Consider the following 18,933-nt stretch of genomic DNA (forward strand, 5'->3'; position numbering starts at 1 on the left):
ACTAGCGAATTCCAAGTTCGTTGAAGATCGCCTGGGCTTCTTTCTTGGGAAGGCCGGTGAGGATTGCCTTCGCCTTTTGAAGGTCCGCATCGACGCCGAGCCCTGTCCCATAAATCCGGGCCAGAAGCTTTTTAGCGGAGGGGAATCCATCGGCTGCGGTCGTTTCGAAACAAGCCAGGATTCTCCTGTCGAACGGCTTCAGGTAAGGGGTAGGTCCGGTTTCATAGAGAGTGGCCAGTAGCGCGTGCGCCTCTTCGCTCAGTGTGACGCCTTCCTTTAACAGTGCCCAAATTGCGTCTTCTCCGCGACCCTGTGCGAGAAGAGCCTTCCCCAGCGATTGTCGATCACTCACGCGACTCATGTCCGGGTAGTCGTTCCAGAGTCGGGTGCGGTAGGCCTGGAAACCTGTAAGCAGCTCCATGCGCTGGAGGGTGCTCAATCCGGGAGCAAGGGTCTGACGCCGCAATTTTGACAATGAGAGAAAGGAGGTTTGTTCACCGAGTTCAACAGCCTGCATCCACCAATAAATGGCCAGTCCGAGGTTTTTCTCGACCCCTTGCCCGTCTTTGTAGGCATTGCCAAGGAACAGCCGCGCTTCCGGCACACCCCCAAGAGCCGCCGTTTCGAGATGTGGGATGGCTTCTTTCAGCTGTCCCGTGATCATCAGGAGGAGTCCGAGGTGATGATGCGCATCCACAAAATGTGGGCGCAGTTCGAGTGCTCGTCGATAGTCTCGAATTGCTGAGGTCACGTCGCCGAGTGAGTAGTGAACGGTTCCCAGGCTGTAGTGTGCGTGGGGGAGGTTCGGTTCCAGCCGGAGCGCTGCTTTCAGCGCAGAGCCGGCAGCACGCCAGTCTTGTTTTGCGGAGAGTAAGAGGCCCAGCTGGAGGTGCGCGCGTCCATCATCTGGTTGCAGCCGAATGGCAGCGCGACATTCCTCGATGGCAGAGTCCAGCTCGCCAAGGCGTAACAACGCGTCGGCGAGCTGGAGGCGGTACTCCGGGACGTTCGGCAGGAGTCGGATAGAACGCCGCAATGCTTCAAGTTCTGTCAGCGCATTGGGGCGATTGGGTGCCTCCAATTCTGAGGGTGCTTGAGGAGACTCGGATATGTCTCCGTGGAATGAAGCCGCATGCTCCTCGAACGAATGCGCATGCGTGAGATCTGGACCGATAAGCAGCAGGGCGACTGTGAGCGGTAAGAGGATCAATCCGAAACGCATGAGAACGGATCACCATCAGGTTCGATAATTATGAAGAACGTGGCCAGAATTATATCATCTGATTGATATACCGCATGAGAGGTCTCCTAGCGAGCCATACCAGGAAACTGTAAGGCGGTGGGAATTGTGTTCCTGGCGAGCTGGAGCGGAGAGATTCACGAGGACACTCCTTATCAGAAGGCGTTTCCTCAAATCATACTTCCCCTCCTTACCCCCTGGTTTCTCGTTCAGTCAGTTTCCAAACCTATGCTCACGTCAAGGGGCATATGGCTCCCCCTCTCTCAATTAGGGCCATATTCGGGGATTGCCAAGGATGCAGAACTCTGTAGACTCAGACTCGTACGGAGTCAAACCCATGGCACGCGCCAGGGTGCCTGCGGAGCCTCATCACTCTCCTGGGGCAGAAGACGGTCTATACCCCCGACACCAGCAATGGTGTGACCCAATTCGGCTACGATGCCAACAGCAATCTCCTGACCGTGACCGATGCGAAGAACCAGACGACGACGTACACCTATGACAACATGGATCGGCTGGCCACGCGAAAGGATGCACTCAATCGAACGGAAAGTTATCAAGATGATCTGGCGGGCAATCTGACGCACCCCGCGCGCACCGGATTACGAAGCACGTTGCGGAGGACCGTGAGGAGATGGCGGTCCTGTTGAATCGGAACACGTTTGAAGCGCCCTTGCCAGACATGGCCATGACTCCGGTAATGCCGATGATAGCGACGGACGTGACTGGTCATCCACCATTGCATGAACGGGCTCAAGGCCGTACTCGTCACGGATTGCACGACCAAATGAACATGATTCGGCATCAGGCAGAAGGCCAAGATCTGGATGGGATGTCGGGCTTTGGCCGCGCCAAGCAGCTCGAGGAAGGCGGCATAGTCGGCGTCTTTCTGAGAGACGGCAGCTCCAGCATTGCCACGGTTCAACACATGGGAGGCGTGCCCAGCGATATGGCCGCCAGGAATCCGAGGCATGGGATGACACCGGTACGTCAAACGGGAGGCGGCAGGCAAGAAAAAGTAGCCTGTCCCCTTTTCTGTCCTACAAGGCTAAGAGGCTCATGAATCAAACTATCACCTATATGTTTGGATCTGAGGCTAAGATTCCAGTGGTGGTTAAGGGGTCTGAGGGTGATGATCTTGGAAGGAGGGAGACGAGAGAGAACGTAGCGTGAGCCTATACACTCCGCTTCCCTATGTAAGTGGGTTAATACTCCTTGATAAATAAGGAAACTATACTTTCGAGGGCCTCATTCCTTAACCCACTTGAGTTTTCACATGGAGGCTTCCTTAACACCCCTGAGATTTCACACGGCCTTAACCAAACTTAGAGCGTAGGCTGCTTGTAAATAAACAATATAGCGAGAAACTGAAGACTGGCCAGTGCGCTTGCTGCAAAAGCTCCCTGGCCCCAGATACCCACCACCGCAATACACAATGCGAAAACGGAAATGGTTGCAGCCGGTCCTGTGGCAGATAGCTTGACGATCAGATTTTTGAAGAAGTCCATGTGGTCCTTTCCAGAATCATCAGTCATAGATGCTTCCGTGAGTAAGTTCCGGGTCAAAGTAGTTTTTTGTTGCACATCGTTTAATACGCGTCTATATTTCGGAACTCTCAGAGCACCCGGAGCGTGCTGGCTGGAATCCAAAACACACTCCGGATGATGAGTCCTCCAGGGGTTAGCCCTGGTTACGTCCTTTGGGGACGTTCAATGTCTTCTCATATCTCTCACCTCCTTCCTATTCTGATGGCCTCAGGTACTTGTCTTGGCGGACTTACCTGAGGCTATCGAACTTCTGATCCATCAAAATGTCCTGAGTTTCCCCCTCCACGCTTCTGCCGAGAAGTCATTAGTGAAGCCAGAGTAGGAGCGCAATGAACATCCCTAAGTTCAACCCCTCAGTTAATTGTGACGGTCATTCACCTTGCTCCTAGAGAGGAAAAGGTTTGTGATTGATGCTCTGCCCAGGTGTCATTTGAGGTGCGTAGAGCGTATGAATCACCATGTCGTGACTACATATAGCTAGCATGTTTTATTGTCAACACCAAATGTTGTGGTTTTTGGGGAAATATGAGGACAGACTGTGAATAGTCGAAATGCGAGTCTCACAGCCTCTTTGGGGCACTTCTCAAAGAGGTTATCCACAGAAATATTTCGTTATAGACGCCTCAGTCAGTTGACCTGGGCCATCTTTCTTTAAAACCGACCATCCGGCCAATTTTCACCGTCTGAGGCGAGAACTCTAGGACGATGTACCACGACATGCGGTTACGAATGCACGACCAAGGACAGTTTGAGAAACAAGTTGGTAGTTGGAGCCCGCGTCCCACATCATGCCAGAAGCAATTAATCCAAGCCGGTTCAAGTTTCCAAGTGACTGACATACATCTTTAGGTGGATTCATTTCCACGGTGGGGTTGTCAGTGACTAGTTTCTCAGGAAGTGCGTACGTGTAGAGTCCTAATTTTTCGTACTCCATAGGAAACGAATAAATCTTGTCCAGTATTGCTGCATCACGAGAACTTAGATTTTGGAGAATGCCAATAAAAGCGGGCTCCACAACAATTCCACTTTTAGCATCACCCGCAGTCACGAGTAATTGAGCCCATAAGTCCTGGAGGTCGTTGTCTTCTTCCATAGAGCCAAATTCCAGTATGCGAACTAAGATGCTGAGTGGTACAGCTCGAGTAGGTCCCGATATTTCCCGCTGACGAAGGATCTCTACCGCACGCTCCTTAAGGCGCATATACCGTTCCAACCGCATGAATCTTAGCCTGTCTTCCACAATGCCGGACGCCTGCTCTAGTGGCCCAGTAAAGAATTTAGCAAAGAATTGCCCTGCCTGAGCCATGGCATCAATCGCTTTCCCCACTGTTGTGGCAACTTCCTTTACGGCCTTTGTCTCTTCTTCCACGCTGCTTCCCACCCCATGACTTTAAGGTTAGGTCAACCTTAAACAGGGTATTAGAAAGTGTCAATCGGAGCATTTGACCCGGAGCTTTTGATCTGAGTCATTTATCTCACACTCTGCTAGCCGTTGGGTTCAAATAGTGTCAACGAGCGGTTAACCTCTCCTCCACAGTGTCGAGCCCAACAAACCTGAAACTCGCATTGCGCCTTTCTGGTCTCTGTGGTTCTCTGGGGTCGTATCTTGAATGGTGCATCAGTTCACACCCTAAAACCAGGTTGGTATCGTAGAGACAAAGCCACGACTAATTCTATCTGCGATGGATTGAATCCGGAGCGGCTCAGTCGAAATAATCAGCCTTCACAGCGCCAGATCTCTCCGTGATTTAACAGTGCTGTGAGGAAGCCATTTCACAGTAACTTGTGTGGAACATAACCTGTTCTCTCGTTTCGTTCTCGAGCCCACGTCCCTCAAGAAATTCCGGCACGTGACGTACACGCGAATCAGAACCGGTTCCTGACCAGAACCCTCATCCTCACCAGGCCTCCTCGTCTCAGTCAGCTCCTGCCACGCTGCGAGGACCTCCTCAGTGGCCTTCTTCCGTATGACTTGTTCCACCTCGGCCAGCTCGACATCCTTCGGTTGGATCCGGTGCTGCTCTCGGAGATGCTTGCCAAGTGCGAGGAGTGTTCCAGGCGTGGAGAGTCGGCAGAGGTGACAGGTAAACCGAATACAATTCTTATCTTCTTCACGAAGCGAGTCCACCTGGTGCTCTGGGCCCATCGTTGAAGAACTCTCGGACCCACGAGGTGTGACGAGCGACAAATAAATGGGTCGTTGCTTGACCTTGTACCATGCATTCAAGGGGGCGGATATTTTTTCTTCTGATGGTTTGGGATCACCATGAAGGGTCGACTTACGGCACGCCACTAGCTTGTCTTCTTCAGCGCTTGGGCGATGCGGTTGATGGTGTCTTGGAGGACTGATCCTTCGAGCAGGATGGGATCATGCGGCACCCGCCAAACCGGTTCTAACGGGGCCGGGTCGGTTCCAAGGCGAGGAATCACATGCCAGTGGAGATGGGGAAGCTGATTCCCAAGGAGTTCATAGTTGATCTTCTTGGCTTGGTAGACCTCAGACAGAACGTTGGCCACAAGGGTGACCTCCTCGATCAACTGAATACGCTCGGGGGGTGCTAGGTGGAATAACTCAGTGGCGTGACGTTGAAAAACCACGACGGTCCATCCAGGGAAAAACTGGTCCTCGTGAAGGTAGGCTTTGGACAATCCGAGATCTGCGATAAAATAGTCTGGTCGAGGCCAGGTTCCCAGGCAGGCCTTGCAAGTCGGATCGCTCATGGGTGAGTCGCTTTCTTCCATTCTTCTTGCGTCAGGACTCCCTTCTTGATCAGCAACTGAATGAGCGTATCGAGCGTTTTCTGATTCGTGGTTGACGACGATGTCTTGGCTGGAGACGTGGTTGTAGCGGAAGACTCAGTCCGCTTGACTTCTGGAGGAGGTCGTTTCTGTCCAAGTACTTTGAATTGAGGAGTGAAGACTGCCACATAGTCTCGATTTCTTATCCGGACGGAGGCCGGGCTGCTGACAGCCTGGGGGAGGAGATCCGGTACATTCCCTGCCCGAATGTGGAAGAAGGGTTTACCGTCGTCGGTGTGACCGTCTTGGTCCAAAATGTCGAACCGTTTTAAAAAAGATTCGCCCGTGAGGCCTTCTCGGTCATCACCGGCGAGGTTGGTAATCTTGTCGAGTACGATCATCAGAGAATCGGCGATAAGGGTATCCGGTGAGAGGTTCCTCACGCTCACGTCATAGCGATACTCGCTGGTGAAGTTGTCACGGCCCTTCAGGGTGACAGTCACATGGGTGTTCCCTGTTAAATCCGTCAGCTGGTCGAGGGGGTTGGCGAATGTGATCGTTGCATGAATGAAGATCGTAGCAGTTGTGAGCAGGTAACAAGGTCTTAGGAAAGCCCGCATGAACGCCTTGCCTCACGGTAACGACATCGTCTCAGCATAGCAAAATTGGTGGGATTCGGCGAGGAATCGGCATGAGGTTCCTTGACACCTCATTTGGACCGACGATATTCTCCCGCTGATTACATCAGGCCACTCAGGGATCTATACCTATGATGATGTCGGATTCTTCTCAGGTGAGGCCGTTGGGAGTCTCGCGCCCACTGGTCAACGAACTCATGAAGTTCTATGACTATCCCCATCCGCATCACCCAAAACGAATTATCCGTGGCTATGATCGTCCGCATGCCCTGCGAACAGCACGGATGTGTGTTGCTGTCGCGAACCGCTTAGGGCATCCTGCCGATCGAGTCCAGCGCTATCATGTTGCTTGTCTACTGCACGATCTGGGCCGTGCCGGACTCGATCGACAACTCTTTGGAACTATTTGGTCTTGGGCGAAGCAACGGGGTATTCCAACAAGACCTCGTGAATGGCGCGCCATTCACCCAGGGACCACTTATGGACGTGAGACGGAAGCCTTCGTGTCCCTGTATCGCCGGGATCTTGAAGCATCCGGTGTGTCTATGGATGCTTGGGCGATTGAACAGATCGAAATGCGCCTTGGCTATGCTCGCCGTCTTGCTAGGCGATTGCGGGTTGTGAGGCCCGCACTCAAGAAGCTTGGTGTTGGATGGGAGCCTTGGATGCAACAGGTGATGTTGTACTACTATTATCCAGAACGGCTGAGCAAAGCCAAAGTCTGGGTGAAGCAACTGGCAGAAATCCTCGTCGCGTGTGAGCAGTTTGAAGCCTATAGTAACCGGCGACGGGGGCAGGATTACTATGCTCGAAAAAAGGAAAGCTTACCGGAGGCCTTTGCCTATCTTGAGAAACTGGAACACGAGGGCATTCTCAGCAGCGAGGTGTTGACTGCCGTCCGGTTGTTGTCAGCTGAAGGGGCGTTCGATGCTGTTTTGATGGAGGCACGGGGGGAGCCGCTGACGAGAAGCGACCGCCGCTATCTTCGTCGGTTCAAAGGTGAAAGCGTCTAATGGCTGTCCGAACCGTCCTATTGACGATCCGCATGACCGGTGGGACGGACATGCAAAATATTACACAATCCGTGGCCGAGGCCGTCGCGTCCTCGAGTCTTCGAGACGGAATTGTGACGGTCTTCGTGAAACATACGACTGCCTCGATCATGATTATCGAGGATGAACCAGGGATTCGCGTCGACACCAGAACGTTCTGGGACCGCGTCATCCCTCCCGACTCTCGCTGGCAGCATAACACCCTCAATCCCGGGGAGGACAACGGCCACAGCCATCTTCGAGGACAGCTCCAGGGGCCCTCGCTCACCATCCCCTTTGCATCCGGCACCCTTCTTCTAGGAACGTGGCAACAAGTCGTCCTGGTCGATTTTGACACCCGTTCACGAACGCGTGAATGTATTGTGCAGGTACTGGGTGAATAGGCTCCTACGATTCGTCACGCTCCCCCTGCTATGCAGTGTGGCCGTTTCGTTGCCGGTCGCGTGGTCCGGTGAGTGGGGCAAGCCTCTTGGTGCGGTCTACGATGGCCCGGAGGGTAAGCCTCGCCCCGTGACTCCGGCACCGGCCGAATTAGGGCCTGACGAACGGGCGACTACGGCCGTCTTTGAACGCGCAACGAAATCGGTCGTCTTCATCGCGAACACCGCCATACAGCGGGATTTCTGGTCCCTCGACATGATGGAGGTGCCTCAAGGGTCGGGATCAGGCTTCATGTGGAACCAGCAAGGCCATATTGTCACGAACTTTCATGTCATTTATGGAGCCAATTCCATCAAGGTGACGTTGGCGGATCGCACCGAGTACCAAGCCAAGGTGGTCGGAGCCGATCCTGATCATGATTTGGCGGTACTTCAGATTCAGGTGCCGGATCATCCACTCGAGCCGTTGGCAATCGGTTCTTCTCATGACTTGCGTGTGGGGCAAAAGGTGCTCGCGATCGGAAACCCGTTCGGGCTCGACCATACGTTGACCACGGGAGTCGTGAGTGCGTTGGGGAGGACGATCAAATCGATGTCCAATCGCACGATTGAAGGGGTGATCCAAACCGATGCGGCGATCAATCCGGGGAATTCGGGTGGCCCCTTGCTCGACAGTGCCGGGCGATTGATCGGTGTGAACACGCAAATCGTGAGTCCAAGCGGCGCCTATGCAGGGATTGGATTCGCTGTCCCTGTCGACACCGTCAACCGTATTGTCCCGGAACTCATCAAGCATGGGAAGCTCATTCGTCCTGGCTTGGGTGTCTCACTGGTTCCCGATGCCATGGCGAAACGGTGGGGAATTAAAGGGTTGATCATCGGGAAGGTGACCAAGGGTGGGCCGGCTGATCGCGCGGGTCTAAAGGGTGCGCGCGAAACCACGGCCGGCCGGATTCAGCTCGGCGACATCATCCTGTCGGTCGCCCGGAAACCGATGAACACCGTCGACGATCTGATGGACGTGATGGAGGAACACAAGGTCGGTGATCATGTGATGGTGGAGATCCTCCGGGGAAGCGGCAGGAAAAAGTGGCGGTCACTCTTCAGGCCGTCAATTAGCACAACGGCAATTCAGAACAGGCGTATGGTAGGATCATCGGGACTAGCTGCTTCACGGAGGATTCATGAGTGATCACAGAGTTTCCGATCATGGTGAGCCTACCCATCAGGGCAATGCCGCTTCGCCAAACAGAGGGACCGATCCGCTTGAATTGATCGAGCAATGTTTGGCGTCCTTCCCAGAGAGTGATCCTCGTCAAAAGCTACTGTATACGTTGCGTCACGCGGTGTTGCTCTCCCCAGGCCGCCTCTCAGCAACGCGAACTTGAATTCAAAAAGGTCAGTGATGTAGTAGCCAAGCTCACGGCGCCGGCGAATCGTATCGGTACCTTGCTCGATCTCCCGGGCGAAGGGCTCGCCCGTATCGTGGTCGGTGGGGCCGAGTACTATGCCAATGTGGACCCTCGTGTTCCTGAACCAGATCTCAAGGTTGGAACACAGATTCTGGTGAACGAAGCCTACGCGGTGATTAGGACATTGGGCTACGACCGAAACGGGCCCATCTTGAAACTGGCCGAGGCGATGCACGACGGGCGATTACGGTTTGAACAGGACATGGGCCGACAATCATTGGTCTTGCAGCGATCGACTGATTTGATCGGAGTGGAGCTTAAGGCGGGGGACGAAATTCGAATCGATCCAAGCCATCGTGTGGCCATCGAAAAACTGGGAGATCGTAAAGCCAGCCGACACGCGCTCGATGAGACGCCGACAGTAACCTGGGAGCAGATCGGTGGACAGAGCGAAGCGATCGCCGCCATCAGAAAGGCGATCGAATACCCGCTGCTGCATGCGCAGACTTTTGAACGGTTCAAGTTTTCACAACCAAAGGGCTTTTTACTCTACGGTCCACCAGGGTGTGGGAAGACGCTTATTGGTCAAGCGGCGGCGGGAAGTCTTTCCAAGTTGGTAAGCGAATCTGATCAGATAGGATCTTCGAGTGCCGACAATCGACCGCCGGTAACGAGTGGAACGTTTCTTCATGTGAAGGGGCCTGAAATCCTCAACATGTGGCTCGGCGAATCGGAACGGATCGTTCGCGATCTCTTTGATCAGGCTCGCGCGAGGCGCAAGAACGGCGCCCTGCCGTTCATTTTTATCGATGAGGCCGAGTCGATTCTGGGAACCCGACGCGCGATGCGATCCTTCAATATTTCCAATACGCTTGTTCCGATGTTTTGCAGCGAGATGGACGGGATTGAGTCGTTGCGAGATGTCGTGATTATTCTGGCCTCCAACCGACCAGACTTGATCGATCCGGCGGTATTGCGTCCCGGTCGTATCGACCGCAAGATTAAAGTGAGTCGGCCGAACAATGACGCGGCGGCCCAGATTCTCAAAGTGTACTTGACTGAGGACCTACCGCTGGACACAGGGTTGGTCAAAGAACGAGGTGGCGAGCACGCCCGAGCGGTGGCGTCGCTCGTCGAAGAGGTTATCGAGTCCATCTTCCAGCGAACGGTGGATAATCGGCTTCTCTCGATCAGGATGAGAAGCGGTCAAACCAAGGTTCTCTACCGCGGCGATCTCGTGAGTGGCGCCATCTTGGCGTCGATCGTTCAACGTGCCAAAGAAAAGGCGATCGACCGCACGATTCAGTCCGGCCAACCGGCAGGATTATTGGCCAGTGACGTGCTCGATAGTGTCTCTGAGGAGTTCAGAGAGGGCGACATGTTACCACCTGACGATGCGGCAGAAGAGTGGCTCAAGCTTCTGGATCATCACCCTGAACAGGTGGTCGGAGTTTCTTCGTTCCGGCGTGGTCGCCAAACGGAAGAGCGAATCCTCAATCAAATTATTTGATGATGTGACGTGTAAACGGTGACACGCTGCTTGACCTGGTACTGCAGACGAGAGTGATCAACGGTTCACGGTTCCTTTTGTACCTGTAAGAAACCATGCGCCTTTTTGGCATCGAAACTGAGTACGGGATCACGAGGGATGACGTAGCGGAAGTCGATCCGGTCGTCGAATCCATGGAATTGGTGCGGGCTCATCTGGAAGCCTCATTTAAGCGACGTTGGGATTACGCCGGCGAAGATCCGCATGAAGATGCCCGTGGGTTTCGTGTCTCGGGCTTGCAACAGGATCGAGAGGAAGATGAGTTTGCAACACGTGATGCTCATCGTCCGTTTTCCTTCCATGACATGAAGAGTGACCTCGTGTTGCCCAATGGGGCCCGGTTTTACAATGACCACACCCATCCAGAATATTCCACACCCGAGTGTCGGACACTCAAAGACCTGGTGGCTCAGGATCGCGCGGGCGAACGCGTCCTCCTACGTGCCGCCCAGCGGCGCAATAAGGTCCTGGGTGGAGATCATGTCCGACTCTACAAGAACAACACGGATTTCCACGGACACAGTTATGGTTGTCACGACAACTATCTCGTCGCACGGTCTATTCCCTTTCCCAATCTCGTCGCCGGGCTGGTGCCGTTCCTGGTGAGCCGTCAGGTTATCGCCGGTGCGGGGAAGGTCGGGACTGAAGCACAGGAGTCGGGATATGTTCCAGGACGGTATCAACTCTCTCAACGTGCCGACTTTATGGAGGCGGAGTTAGGCGTCGATACCATGCACAATCGGCCGATTCTCAATACGAGAGATGAGCCCCATGCGGATCGTGAGAAATATCGCCGCCTCCATCTCATCATCGGTGATGCGAACATGTGTGAGTATGCGACGGCGCTCAAGGTTGGGACGACACAGCTGGTTCTGGATCTCATCGAACGTGGTGCGGCACCGGTGTGTGAACTCGATCACCCTGTGACCGCGGTGAAACAGTTGTCGCGCGATCCTGACCTCAAGACGGTCGTCACGCTTAGAGATGGCCGGAAACTCTCGGCATTGGATATTCAGGAATTGTTTTGCGAATCCGCGAGCCGGATATTTTCAGGTACCGACGAAGAGATTGATTGGTTGTTGAGAGAATGGTCCGAGGCCTTGAGCCTGTTGTCGCAAGACCGCTCACGGTTGGTCGGCAAATTGGATTGGGTGACCAAACAGTGGTTACTCGAGAGCTTTATGCGGGAAGAGCAGATTGGTTGGGATGATCCTTGGTTGGCCAGCTTAGACTTGGAGTATCATAATGTACATCCCGAACAAGGTCTTTACCTGGGATTGGAAGCCGAAGGAAAAGCATGGCGGATGACCACCGACGAAGCGATCGAAGAGGCTATGTGGAACGGTCCAACAGATACCCGTGGCGGATTGAGGGGGCTTTGTGTTCAGCGGTTTCCTGATCAGATCAAGTCGATGCAGTGGGAGCGCATTCAGTTTACCGGCGGAATACGTTCTCGTAGTTTGGACATGGGAGATCTCTTCGATCCGAAAGAAGTTCGAGAATGTGCACATATCTTTCAAGTGGCCAGCTCGCCGAGTGACGCGTTGGCGGCGTGGAGTCACAGAAAGGATAGGGCGATATGAACCAGAGTACGATGCCGGAACGCCGTGAAGGACCGGTCGATCCCATGCCTCAATCACCTCGTCCTGAAGAGGGAGGTGGGCCACGACGCCAGGAGACTGGGTCGCCGGAGAAGGAGAATCTCATGAAGCGGATGCGCAAAGTCGATCCGAAACAAGCGGAGCGGTACCGGCAACGGACAGGGGAATAAGCTGAAGCGTAAAAAGTGATGGGTAGAACGTTGGTGAGGAATGCGGCTATTCGGCAAGCCATAAACCTTATACTTTTCACGTGTCACCTTTCACGGGGTAACAATGGGCATGCAGGGCGATTTCTATCAAGTGTTGAAGGAACAAGGATATGTGTTGGGAGTGTCGGGGGAGGCCGGAGCACATCAGCACCTGACAACCGCGACCACGATCCTCGCGTTCAAGTACCTTGACGGTGTTTTGGTCGCAGGAGATCGTCGTGCGACAGCCGGCAATTTGGTGATGTACGACCGTACCGACAAGGTGTTGGAGATCGACCGCCACAGCGTCATGGCGATCGCCGGAGTACCGGCTACGGCGTATGAAATGGCGCGCATCCTCGAACATTCTTTCAAGTACTACCGGCGAACGCAACTACAGGAACTCAGTTTTGAGGGAAAGCTGCGAGCGCTCTCCAAGCTGCTGAAGGAAAATATTCCTGCAGCCTTAGCCGGCACCGGGGCCGTCGTACCGATTTTTGCCGGCTACGATTCCGAACACGATGCCGCCAAGATCTATTTCTATGACATCCTCGGTGCGGAATTTGAAGGAGTCGAATACGCGGTATCCGGATCCGGCTCACCGACCATTCGCGGCATCCTTCATTATGTGAATACATGGGGAGAACAGCCACTGAGTGAGATGCCTGAGGAACAGGCGACTGTGCAGGCATTGCGGCTGTTGACCAGTGCTGCGGAATTCGACAGTGCAACAGGCGGGGTTAATCGCGATGCCAATCTTTATCCGGTCGTCAAGTTCATCACGACAGCCGGCGTGAGGACGATACCGGATTCTCAGCTCCGGTCGCTGTTCGAATTGAATGTTTGTCGAGGTCTGTAAGGATCATTCCAGATGTATGAAGAACCGTATCGATGGATCGAAGCGATAGGAAATCGTCGACAGTATCTCGATGGTCAGTTTCGACAAGGGAGTCCGGTCATCGGAATCGGGTGGGACGCGGGCATTTTGCTCATGACCACAAGCAAGGGAACGCCCAAGTTGTACGAAATCTACGACCGTCTTGCCTTGGGTGGGATGGGGCATCCGGCTGATCTTGAGAAGCTGCGCTTCCATCTCTTGGAAATGGCGCACGTGGAAGGATTCAATCGCTCGCCGTCTGATGTGACAGGGGGCCGCATAGTGAAATATGGCATTGCACCGGTGATTAAGCAGGCGTTTGAAGAGGTGTTCAAAGCCCCTTTCATCGTGAAGATCTTGTTAGCTGAGCTCGGCCAGAAAGTCGAGAAAGATCGTTTTTTAACGGTCAACTTTGACGGGACCTTCGAAGAGAAGAGTCAGTACGCGGTGCTGGCGGCTTCACCAGCGATCGAGCAGGAGATGGCGGCGTATTTGCGGCAACAGTCCGTCGTCTCTTTGGAACAAGCCGTCAATGTGGCGGTGTGCTCCTGGGCTGTCGGGGATCGAGCGCAACGTCAGACACTCGAAGAATCCAGAGATCAGCTTAAAGGTCAGGATGCCCCAGCTCGGCTTGCAAGCGATTCTGACCTGCTGTATGAGCATATACGTCAATGCATGCATGGCATGACGATCGAATGCGCCCTGCTTGATCGTCATGTGCCAGTCTCCTCGAAATATCGTGCACTTGCGCCTGATGAGCTGGAGCGGTTGTTACCCAACGATCTCGGTCATCCAACCACGTAGTCTGATGTTGAATCGTATTTTCGGCCTTGAAACCGAATATGGCCTAGTGATTCACGAAGATCGGCCCGACCATTCGCCGACCTGGTTTGCCCACAAGATACGCGATCATCTGTTCCATATTCAGCGGCGGGGCGTGCTTGATCTCCATCACAGAGGGCATGATGAACCTCCTGGGAATGGAGGCTTTCTCGCGAATGCCGGTAGAATGTATCTTGATATGGGACATTTGGAGTATGCCTCGCCCGAATGTCATTCGCTCACCGACCTTGTTGCCTCAGACCGTGCTGGGGATCGTTTGTTGCAGCAAGCAATCGAGGATCTTGGCTTTTCCGATCATGTGTCGCTGATCAAAAACAATATTGATCACGAAACAGATGCGACGTTCGGTTCGCATGAGAATTACCTTGTGTCCCGTCGGTTTCCGTTCTCACGGAGAGGCATGGCTCCACTGGTGGCCCATCTTGTGACTCGACAGATTTTCACCGGCTCGGGGCGTGTCGGTTCCGCTGCCCCGCAGGATGCTTGGATTCAGGTGGATCGGTTAATCATTCCGAGGGCTGCCCTGAGCGCCGGCGCGGTGACAAATCTGCCCTTTCAAATCTCTCAACGGGCTGATTTCATCGTGAACGATTTTTTCGAATGGGTACAGCACAATCGGGCGATTGTGAATACGAGAGATGAGCCGTTGGCCGATCCCAATCAGTACCGGCGCATTCATCTGCTGCTGGGTGATTCAAACATGACGGAATATGCGACCGCGTTGAAGTTAGGAACGAGCGGACTGGTCCTGCAACTGATTGAGGAGGGACATGCACCTCAAGAATTGGAAATCGATGAACCGGTCGAAGCGCTCCAGGAGATTTCGCAGGACCAAAAGCGACAGTGGTTGGTTCAACTCCGTTCACGGAAGACGATGTCGGCTTTGGACATTCAAGAACAGCTTCTTGATGCGGCGACGCAGTATTGTAAAGGGCAGGACGAAGAAACAGATTGGGTCCTGACTCAATGGGAAGCGGTGCTTCGAGATCTCCGGGGGGATTATCAGAAGCTCGTAGGGCGTGTGGATTGGGCCTCCAAGCTGTGGCTGTTGGAATGCTTTCGAGAGGCCGAAGGTCTTGACTGGCACGATCCACTGGTGAAGAGTTTGGACCTGGAGTACCATAACCTCAATCCAACAAAAGGACTGTTCTATGGGCTTCTGGAAGAGGGGCGTGTCCCGCGAGTGACAACGGATACATTGATTGGACTCGCCATGGACCAGGCACCTAAGAACACGAGGGCCTATGGGCGGAGTGAACTCGTCAAGCAGCTGCTCGGTTCCTTGTCTGGGAGCGATTCCGAGCCGTTGGCCGATTCAGAACGACTGTTTCCTCCCTATGTCATCAATTGGTCGATTTTCCAGGTGCGCGGTCGGGCGCCGTTTCCCATGCCAGATCCATTCAAAACCTATATTGAAGACGTTCGCACCCACCTTCAGAATGTGATCGCCTAGAACACCAAAATTCAGAAGAGCAGGGTTCTTTCCCGATAATGCAGAGCAGGATGGGTCTCCCCGGGGTTACCGTCCACGGCAACTTCGTTAAACTCCTCTCCCCAAAAAATCTACGATCCGGTTCTCAGCCCAGTAGGAGTCCTCTCCGTTTCGGCTACGATGGAAAAAGCCACAGTGCCCTCCGTAGCGAGGGGCCACCAGGACGATTTGTGGATTGCGTTGGATTTTCGTATCCGTGAACATGGAGAACGGAATGAACGGGTCATCCTGTGCCGTGACGATCAGGGTGGGAACGGTAATCGCGTCGAGCACGTGGCGCGCTCCGGCCCGATTGTAGTAGTCGGCGCCGTCTCGATAGCCGCCGTCCCTTGCGGTATACCGGTCATCAAACTCGCTGATGGTCGTGATCTGATCAAGTATCGAGAGATCCCATTTACCCGGGAACAGAGCCGCTTTGCGGCGGAGCCGTGATTTCAATCTCGTCACAAAGTGACGGTGATAAATCCAATTGCGCGGCTCTTCCAGCGCACGGGCGCAGATTGTTGGATCAATGTTTGGACAGACAGCGGCCACTCCAGCGAGGGCCGGCATGCTCTGCCCGCTTTCTCCGGCGGCCTTAAGAACAAGGTTTCCGCCCATGGAATACCCAACCAGCCAGATACGGTCGAGACCATCGTGGTGAATGAGCTCGTCGACGATCGCGTGATAGTCCCCGCTTAAACCACTGTTATAGAGCGTTGGCGAAAGATGTTCTGTTCCCCCGCAGGTGCGTTGATTCATACGGATAATGTTGAACCCGATCCGATAGGCCTTTGCGGCGATGCCTCGGATGTAGCGCGATTCGCTGCAACCTTCGAGACCATGAACCAAGACCGCCGTTGGAGAGGCGTGGCGATCCATTTGCCAGTGGCAGTACCCTTTCACTTGTGTATGCGAAGCGACCCTGAACAACCGTTCTTCCTGGGGCAATCCAGTCAGTGACGTATCCCTTGGCCAGTAACGAGGTACGAGGGTCATGAGATGCGCGTTGTGGAGAGGAAACGGAGGGTTAAAGGATGAGGTGAGTTCTGTCATGGTGTAATGGATCAAGGGAGTCAGTATGGTAGGGTGTGGTCCGTCACGGTATGGATCTCACGGGAAACCTGTTCGTCGCCTTTACTGAGCTGGTACAGAGAAGAGATCAAAAGTACAAGCATATCGCTATTCTAAAGGAGGAAACATGCTCACGGCTATCGGGGATGTGATGAGACGCTGTTATGAGAGAGGATGGATTACGACTAGAGACGGCAATATCAGTATGAAGAAACGAGAAGGGAAGTATCTCTATATCACCCCATCGGGTTGGCGAAAGACGATCGTTCATCCTGAGCATGTGATAAGGCTTGAGATCGTCAGTGATCCAGTGACAGGCCTGAAGATTCCGAAGGTGGGGGCAGAACAGAAACCCTCAGGCGAATTGTGGATGCACTGGAACCTTCAGCGGGATTCAAAGAAAACAAGAACCGTCGTACACGTGCATGCCACGCATGTTGTGGCGGCGATCTATGCCGGGATTGACCTCCAGGCTATCAGTGCGGAATTCCCTGAAATCTCGCGATATACGAGAGTGGGGCCAACCGTTTCTGCATTTCCGGCGCTGTCGCGTCAATTGGCGGACGCCACGGCGGAGTGTTTGGGAGTTCGTGAAGACGGGACACTTGCGTTCGATATCGTCGGGCAGGCGAATCACGGAGTCTGTGCCGTAGCCATGGATCCCTGGGCAGCCTTCGAGCACATTGAACGGCTCGATCATATCTGCGAGATCGTCCTGAAAAGTGGGATTGGTGCCCGAAGAGCAGGCTGATTAACCATTTCTACGGATGAATCCCATATGAATTGACCTAGGCGTGATTGGGCATCAGGTGAGGGAATTTTGATACGCTGGCTCCCCGGGCAGGACTCGAACCTGCGACCAGCCGGTTAACAGCCGGCTGCTCTACCAACTGAGCTACCGGGGAACAAGGATTTATCTGAAAGAGAAATGTATTCTAGCAAAACTTATTGTGGAATAGGGAAGTTTTTAAATGTCGAAATCGTCTGTTTCATCGTCGTCTGACGTCGCGTCAGTATTGCCTTTTGCCATCGAGGCGTAATGTTTAGCCCAGGTCAAATACAGGTTTCCGCTGTCTCGCATCGTGTCGGCAGCTTTCATAAGCTTTTCTGCAAGCTCGGGGTCTTTGCCCGTTGCGTGGATCAACGTCGCCTGTTGCTCGATGGCGACTGGGTATTGGTTGATCAAGGCAGCAATATCAGCCAATAGTTCGTCGAGGGTGTTATCTTCGCTGTCCATCCCGTGGCTCCCATGGTTGCAATAAAAAGCCCCATAGCGAGGGCGCTATGGGGCTTTTTCAAGTCCAGCCTGACTGGCTAGCCTTGATAGGCTTGACCGAGTGCAGCTGACTCACCCTTCTTGGTCATCAGTTGTCCCGTAGCACTGACGGCCTGCATGCTGATGGCAAAATGTTTGGCTGCGTCACAGACGATCACACAGAGCTCGCAACCTTTGCAGCGATCAATCGTGACTTCCGCAACCATCTTACTAGTATTCAAGTCCAGGCAGTTCGCCTCCGGGCAATACATGATGCAGAGACGGCATCCCTTCTTGGCGGTACACTTTTCATCGATGACTTGCGCAACATTATACATGCAACGTCATTCCTTCTCTTAAGCAGCGACAGCTGGATTTCCGACTCGCAGCTCAACCTTGTTCTTGTCGGCCCATTCGCTGGCAATTTCGTACGCGGCTTTCACGGTGGCCAAGTTCTTGGCCAACAGCATTTCCTTCTTGGCAAATTTCTTCTTGATGGCCTCGTCCAGTGAAGCAGTTCCTCCTGAAGCCACAAACTTTTTCCCAAAGCGTTCCTGGAGCGCCCCATCAAGGGCTTCCATCGAGACACACTTGGTGATACCCGACACGGAGCCGATCATCGCCATATTCGTCGATAGCTCAGTGCCAGCCACTTCAATGGCTAACTCGGTGCCCGCGATGTAGAATACGGCCACGTTTAACTCTTTGAGCCGCTCCACATCCTCGTCGGACAACAACGGTTCGGCAGAGTTGATAACGACGACACCGCCTTCCTTGACTCCAGAATAAAAAGGCATGGTGTAACTTTTCCCCATGGTGATGACCTGGGGATGAAAGACTTGAATGACATCGGGAAACACTAATTCCCCGCGGTCATAGATCCGCTCGATACCGATCCGACAGTAACTCTCGGCCGGTGCCATACGCTTCTCAGCACCAAAGAATGGGTTGGAAATAGAGAACTTACCGTCCCGGTTGGCAGCCATGGCTAAGACGTGTGCGGCAGTAACCGCACCCTGTCCCCCTAAGCCGGACATCCGGATATTCAATCGTCTTTTTATCATATC

Annotated in this window: 22 protein-coding genes and 1 tRNA gene; 11 read left to right on the top strand and 12 right to left on the bottom strand. The window is 53.7% G+C overall.

Annotated elements, in window-relative coordinates:
- Position 1: 1 nt before the first annotated feature.
- Positions 2–1,222 carry a tetratricopeptide repeat protein gene (locus IPM58_10555; protein MBK9307505.1) on the bottom strand — a complete coding sequence of 407 codons (1,221 nt, stop codon included), beginning with the start codon at positions 1,220–1,222 and terminating at the stop codon, positions 2–4.
- A gap of 437 nt (positions 1,223–1,659) precedes the next feature.
- Here IPM58_10555 and IPM58_10560 point away from each other — a divergent pair, with 437 nt between their 5' ends.
- Positions 1,660–1,890, top strand: coding sequence for an RHS repeat protein (locus IPM58_10560; protein ID MBK9307506.1), 231 nt, complete (start codon positions 1,660–1,662; stop codon positions 1,888–1,890).
- Here IPM58_10560 and IPM58_10565 read toward each other — a convergent pair.
- From IPM58_10565 to IPM58_10590, 6 genes are all read right to left on the bottom strand, one after another.
- Positions 1,797–2,213, bottom strand: coding sequence for a transposase (locus IPM58_10565; GenBank protein MBK9307507.1), 417 nt, complete (start codon positions 2,211–2,213; stop codon positions 1,797–1,799). The two genes, IPM58_10560 and IPM58_10565, sit on opposite strands and share 94 nt — an antisense overlap.
- Positions 2,214–2,565: 352 nt before the next feature.
- Positions 2,566–2,775 carry a hypothetical protein gene (locus IPM58_10570; GenBank protein ID MBK9307508.1) on the bottom strand — a complete coding sequence of 70 codons (210 nt, stop codon included), beginning with the start codon at positions 2,773–2,775 and terminating at the stop codon, positions 2,566–2,568.
- Positions 2,776–3,484: 709 nt separating this feature from the next.
- Entirely contained in the window at positions 3,485–4,156 is a 672-nt protein-coding gene (locus IPM58_10575; GenBank protein ID MBK9307509.1) for a DUF4393 domain-containing protein, read from the bottom strand.
- A 354-nt stretch (positions 4,157–4,510) separates the two neighbouring features.
- Positions 4,511–4,933 (bottom strand): hypothetical protein, encoded by a 423-nt coding sequence (locus tag IPM58_10580; GenBank protein MBK9307510.1) that lies wholly within the window; start codon positions 4,931–4,933, stop codon positions 4,511–4,513.
- Between the two features lie 146 nt (positions 4,934–5,079).
- On the bottom strand, positions 5,080–5,508 hold the full coding sequence (locus tag IPM58_10585; protein MBK9307511.1) for an HIT family protein: 429 nt from the start codon (positions 5,506–5,508) through the stop codon (positions 5,080–5,082).
- On the bottom strand, positions 5,505–6,146 hold the full coding sequence (locus IPM58_10590) for a hypothetical protein (protein ID MBK9307512.1): 642 nt from the start codon (positions 6,144–6,146) through the stop codon (positions 5,505–5,507). Before IPM58_10590 ends, IPM58_10585 begins: the two co-directional genes overlap by 4 nt.
- A 149-nt stretch (positions 6,147–6,295) precedes the next feature.
- Between IPM58_10590 and IPM58_10595 the strand changes: the two genes are divergently transcribed.
- From IPM58_10595 to IPM58_10635, 9 genes are all read left to right on the top strand, one after another.
- The gene (locus IPM58_10595; protein MBK9307513.1) at positions 6,296–7,177 is read left to right on the top strand and encodes a hypothetical protein; all 882 of its coding nucleotides are present in this window, start codon (positions 6,296–6,298) and stop codon (positions 7,175–7,177) included.
- On the top strand, positions 7,177–7,599 hold the full coding sequence (locus IPM58_10600; protein MBK9307514.1) for a YjbQ family protein: 423 nt from the start codon (positions 7,177–7,179) through the stop codon (positions 7,597–7,599). Before IPM58_10595 ends, IPM58_10600 begins: the two co-directional genes overlap by 1 nt.
- A complete protein-coding gene (locus IPM58_10605; GenBank protein ID MBK9307515.1) occupies positions 7,592–8,788 on the top strand; it encodes a trypsin-like peptidase domain-containing protein in 1,197 nt (398 codons plus the stop codon). Before IPM58_10600 ends, IPM58_10605 begins: the two co-directional genes overlap by 8 nt.
- Before the next feature lie 113 nt (positions 8,789–8,901).
- Positions 8,902–10,518: an AAA family ATPase gene (locus IPM58_10610; protein MBK9307516.1), complete on the top strand. Its 1,617-nt coding sequence runs from the start codon at positions 8,902–8,904 to the stop codon at positions 10,516–10,518.
- A gap of 95 nt (positions 10,519–10,613) precedes the next feature.
- Positions 10,614–12,140 carry a proteasome accessory factor PafA2 family protein gene (locus IPM58_10615; GenBank protein ID MBK9307517.1) on the top strand — a complete coding sequence of 509 codons (1,527 nt, stop codon included), beginning with the start codon at positions 10,614–10,616 and terminating at the stop codon, positions 12,138–12,140.
- Positions 12,137–12,328, top strand: a complete 192-nt coding sequence (locus tag IPM58_10620; protein ID MBK9307518.1) for a ubiquitin-like protein UBact — start codon at positions 12,137–12,139, stop codon at positions 12,326–12,328. Before IPM58_10615 ends, IPM58_10620 begins: the two co-directional genes overlap by 4 nt.
- A gap of 103 nt (positions 12,329–12,431) precedes the next feature.
- Positions 12,432–13,205: a proteasome subunit alpha gene (locus tag IPM58_10625; GenBank protein MBK9307519.1), complete on the top strand. Its 774-nt coding sequence runs from the start codon at positions 12,432–12,434 to the stop codon at positions 13,203–13,205.
- A 12-nt stretch (positions 13,206–13,217) separates the two neighbouring features.
- Positions 13,218–14,027, top strand: coding sequence for a proteasome subunit alpha (locus IPM58_10630; GenBank protein MBK9307520.1), 810 nt, complete (start codon positions 13,218–13,220; stop codon positions 14,025–14,027).
- A 4-nt stretch (positions 14,028–14,031) separates the two neighbouring features.
- Positions 14,032–15,519, top strand: a complete 1,488-nt coding sequence (locus IPM58_10635; GenBank protein ID MBK9307521.1) for a proteasome accessory factor PafA2 family protein — start codon at positions 14,032–14,034, stop codon at positions 15,517–15,519.
- An 87-nt stretch (positions 15,520–15,606) separates the two neighbouring features.
- On the opposite strand, the gene IPM58_10640 is transcribed toward IPM58_10635, so the two are convergent.
- Positions 15,607–16,593, bottom strand: a complete 987-nt coding sequence (locus IPM58_10640; GenBank protein MBK9307522.1) for an alpha/beta fold hydrolase — start codon at positions 16,591–16,593, stop codon at positions 15,607–15,609.
- Between the two features lie 145 nt (positions 16,594–16,738).
- Here IPM58_10640 and IPM58_10645 point away from each other — a divergent pair, with 145 nt between their 5' ends.
- Positions 16,739–17,362, top strand: a complete 624-nt coding sequence (locus IPM58_10645; protein ID MBK9307523.1) for a class II aldolase/adducin family protein — start codon at positions 16,739–16,741, stop codon at positions 17,360–17,362.
- 78 nt (positions 17,363–17,440) lie between these two features.
- Here the strand turns inward: IPM58_10645 and IPM58_10650 are convergent.
- The 4 genes from IPM58_10650 to IPM58_10665 form a co-directional block, all read right to left on the bottom strand.
- Positions 17,441–17,516 (bottom strand) — tRNA-Asn (locus IPM58_10650).
- Between the two features lie 62 nt (positions 17,517–17,578).
- Positions 17,579–17,848, bottom strand: a complete 270-nt coding sequence (locus IPM58_10655) for a hypothetical protein (protein MBK9307524.1) — start codon at positions 17,846–17,848, stop codon at positions 17,579–17,581.
- Positions 17,849–17,925: 77 nt separating this feature from the next.
- Positions 17,926–18,204: a pyruvate ferredoxin oxidoreductase gene (locus IPM58_10660; protein ID MBK9307525.1), complete on the bottom strand. Its 279-nt coding sequence runs from the start codon at positions 18,202–18,204 to the stop codon at positions 17,926–17,928.
- 18 nt (positions 18,205–18,222) lie between these two features.
- Entirely contained in the window at positions 18,223–18,930 is a 708-nt protein-coding gene (locus IPM58_10665; GenBank protein MBK9307526.1) for a 2-oxoacid:acceptor oxidoreductase family protein, read from the bottom strand.
- Positions 18,931–18,933: the final 3 nt, after the last annotated feature.

The sequence above is a fragment of the Nitrospira sp. genome (assembly GCA_016715825.1).
Classification (GTDB): domain Bacteria; phylum Nitrospirota; class Nitrospiria; order Nitrospirales; family Nitrospiraceae; genus Nitrospira_D.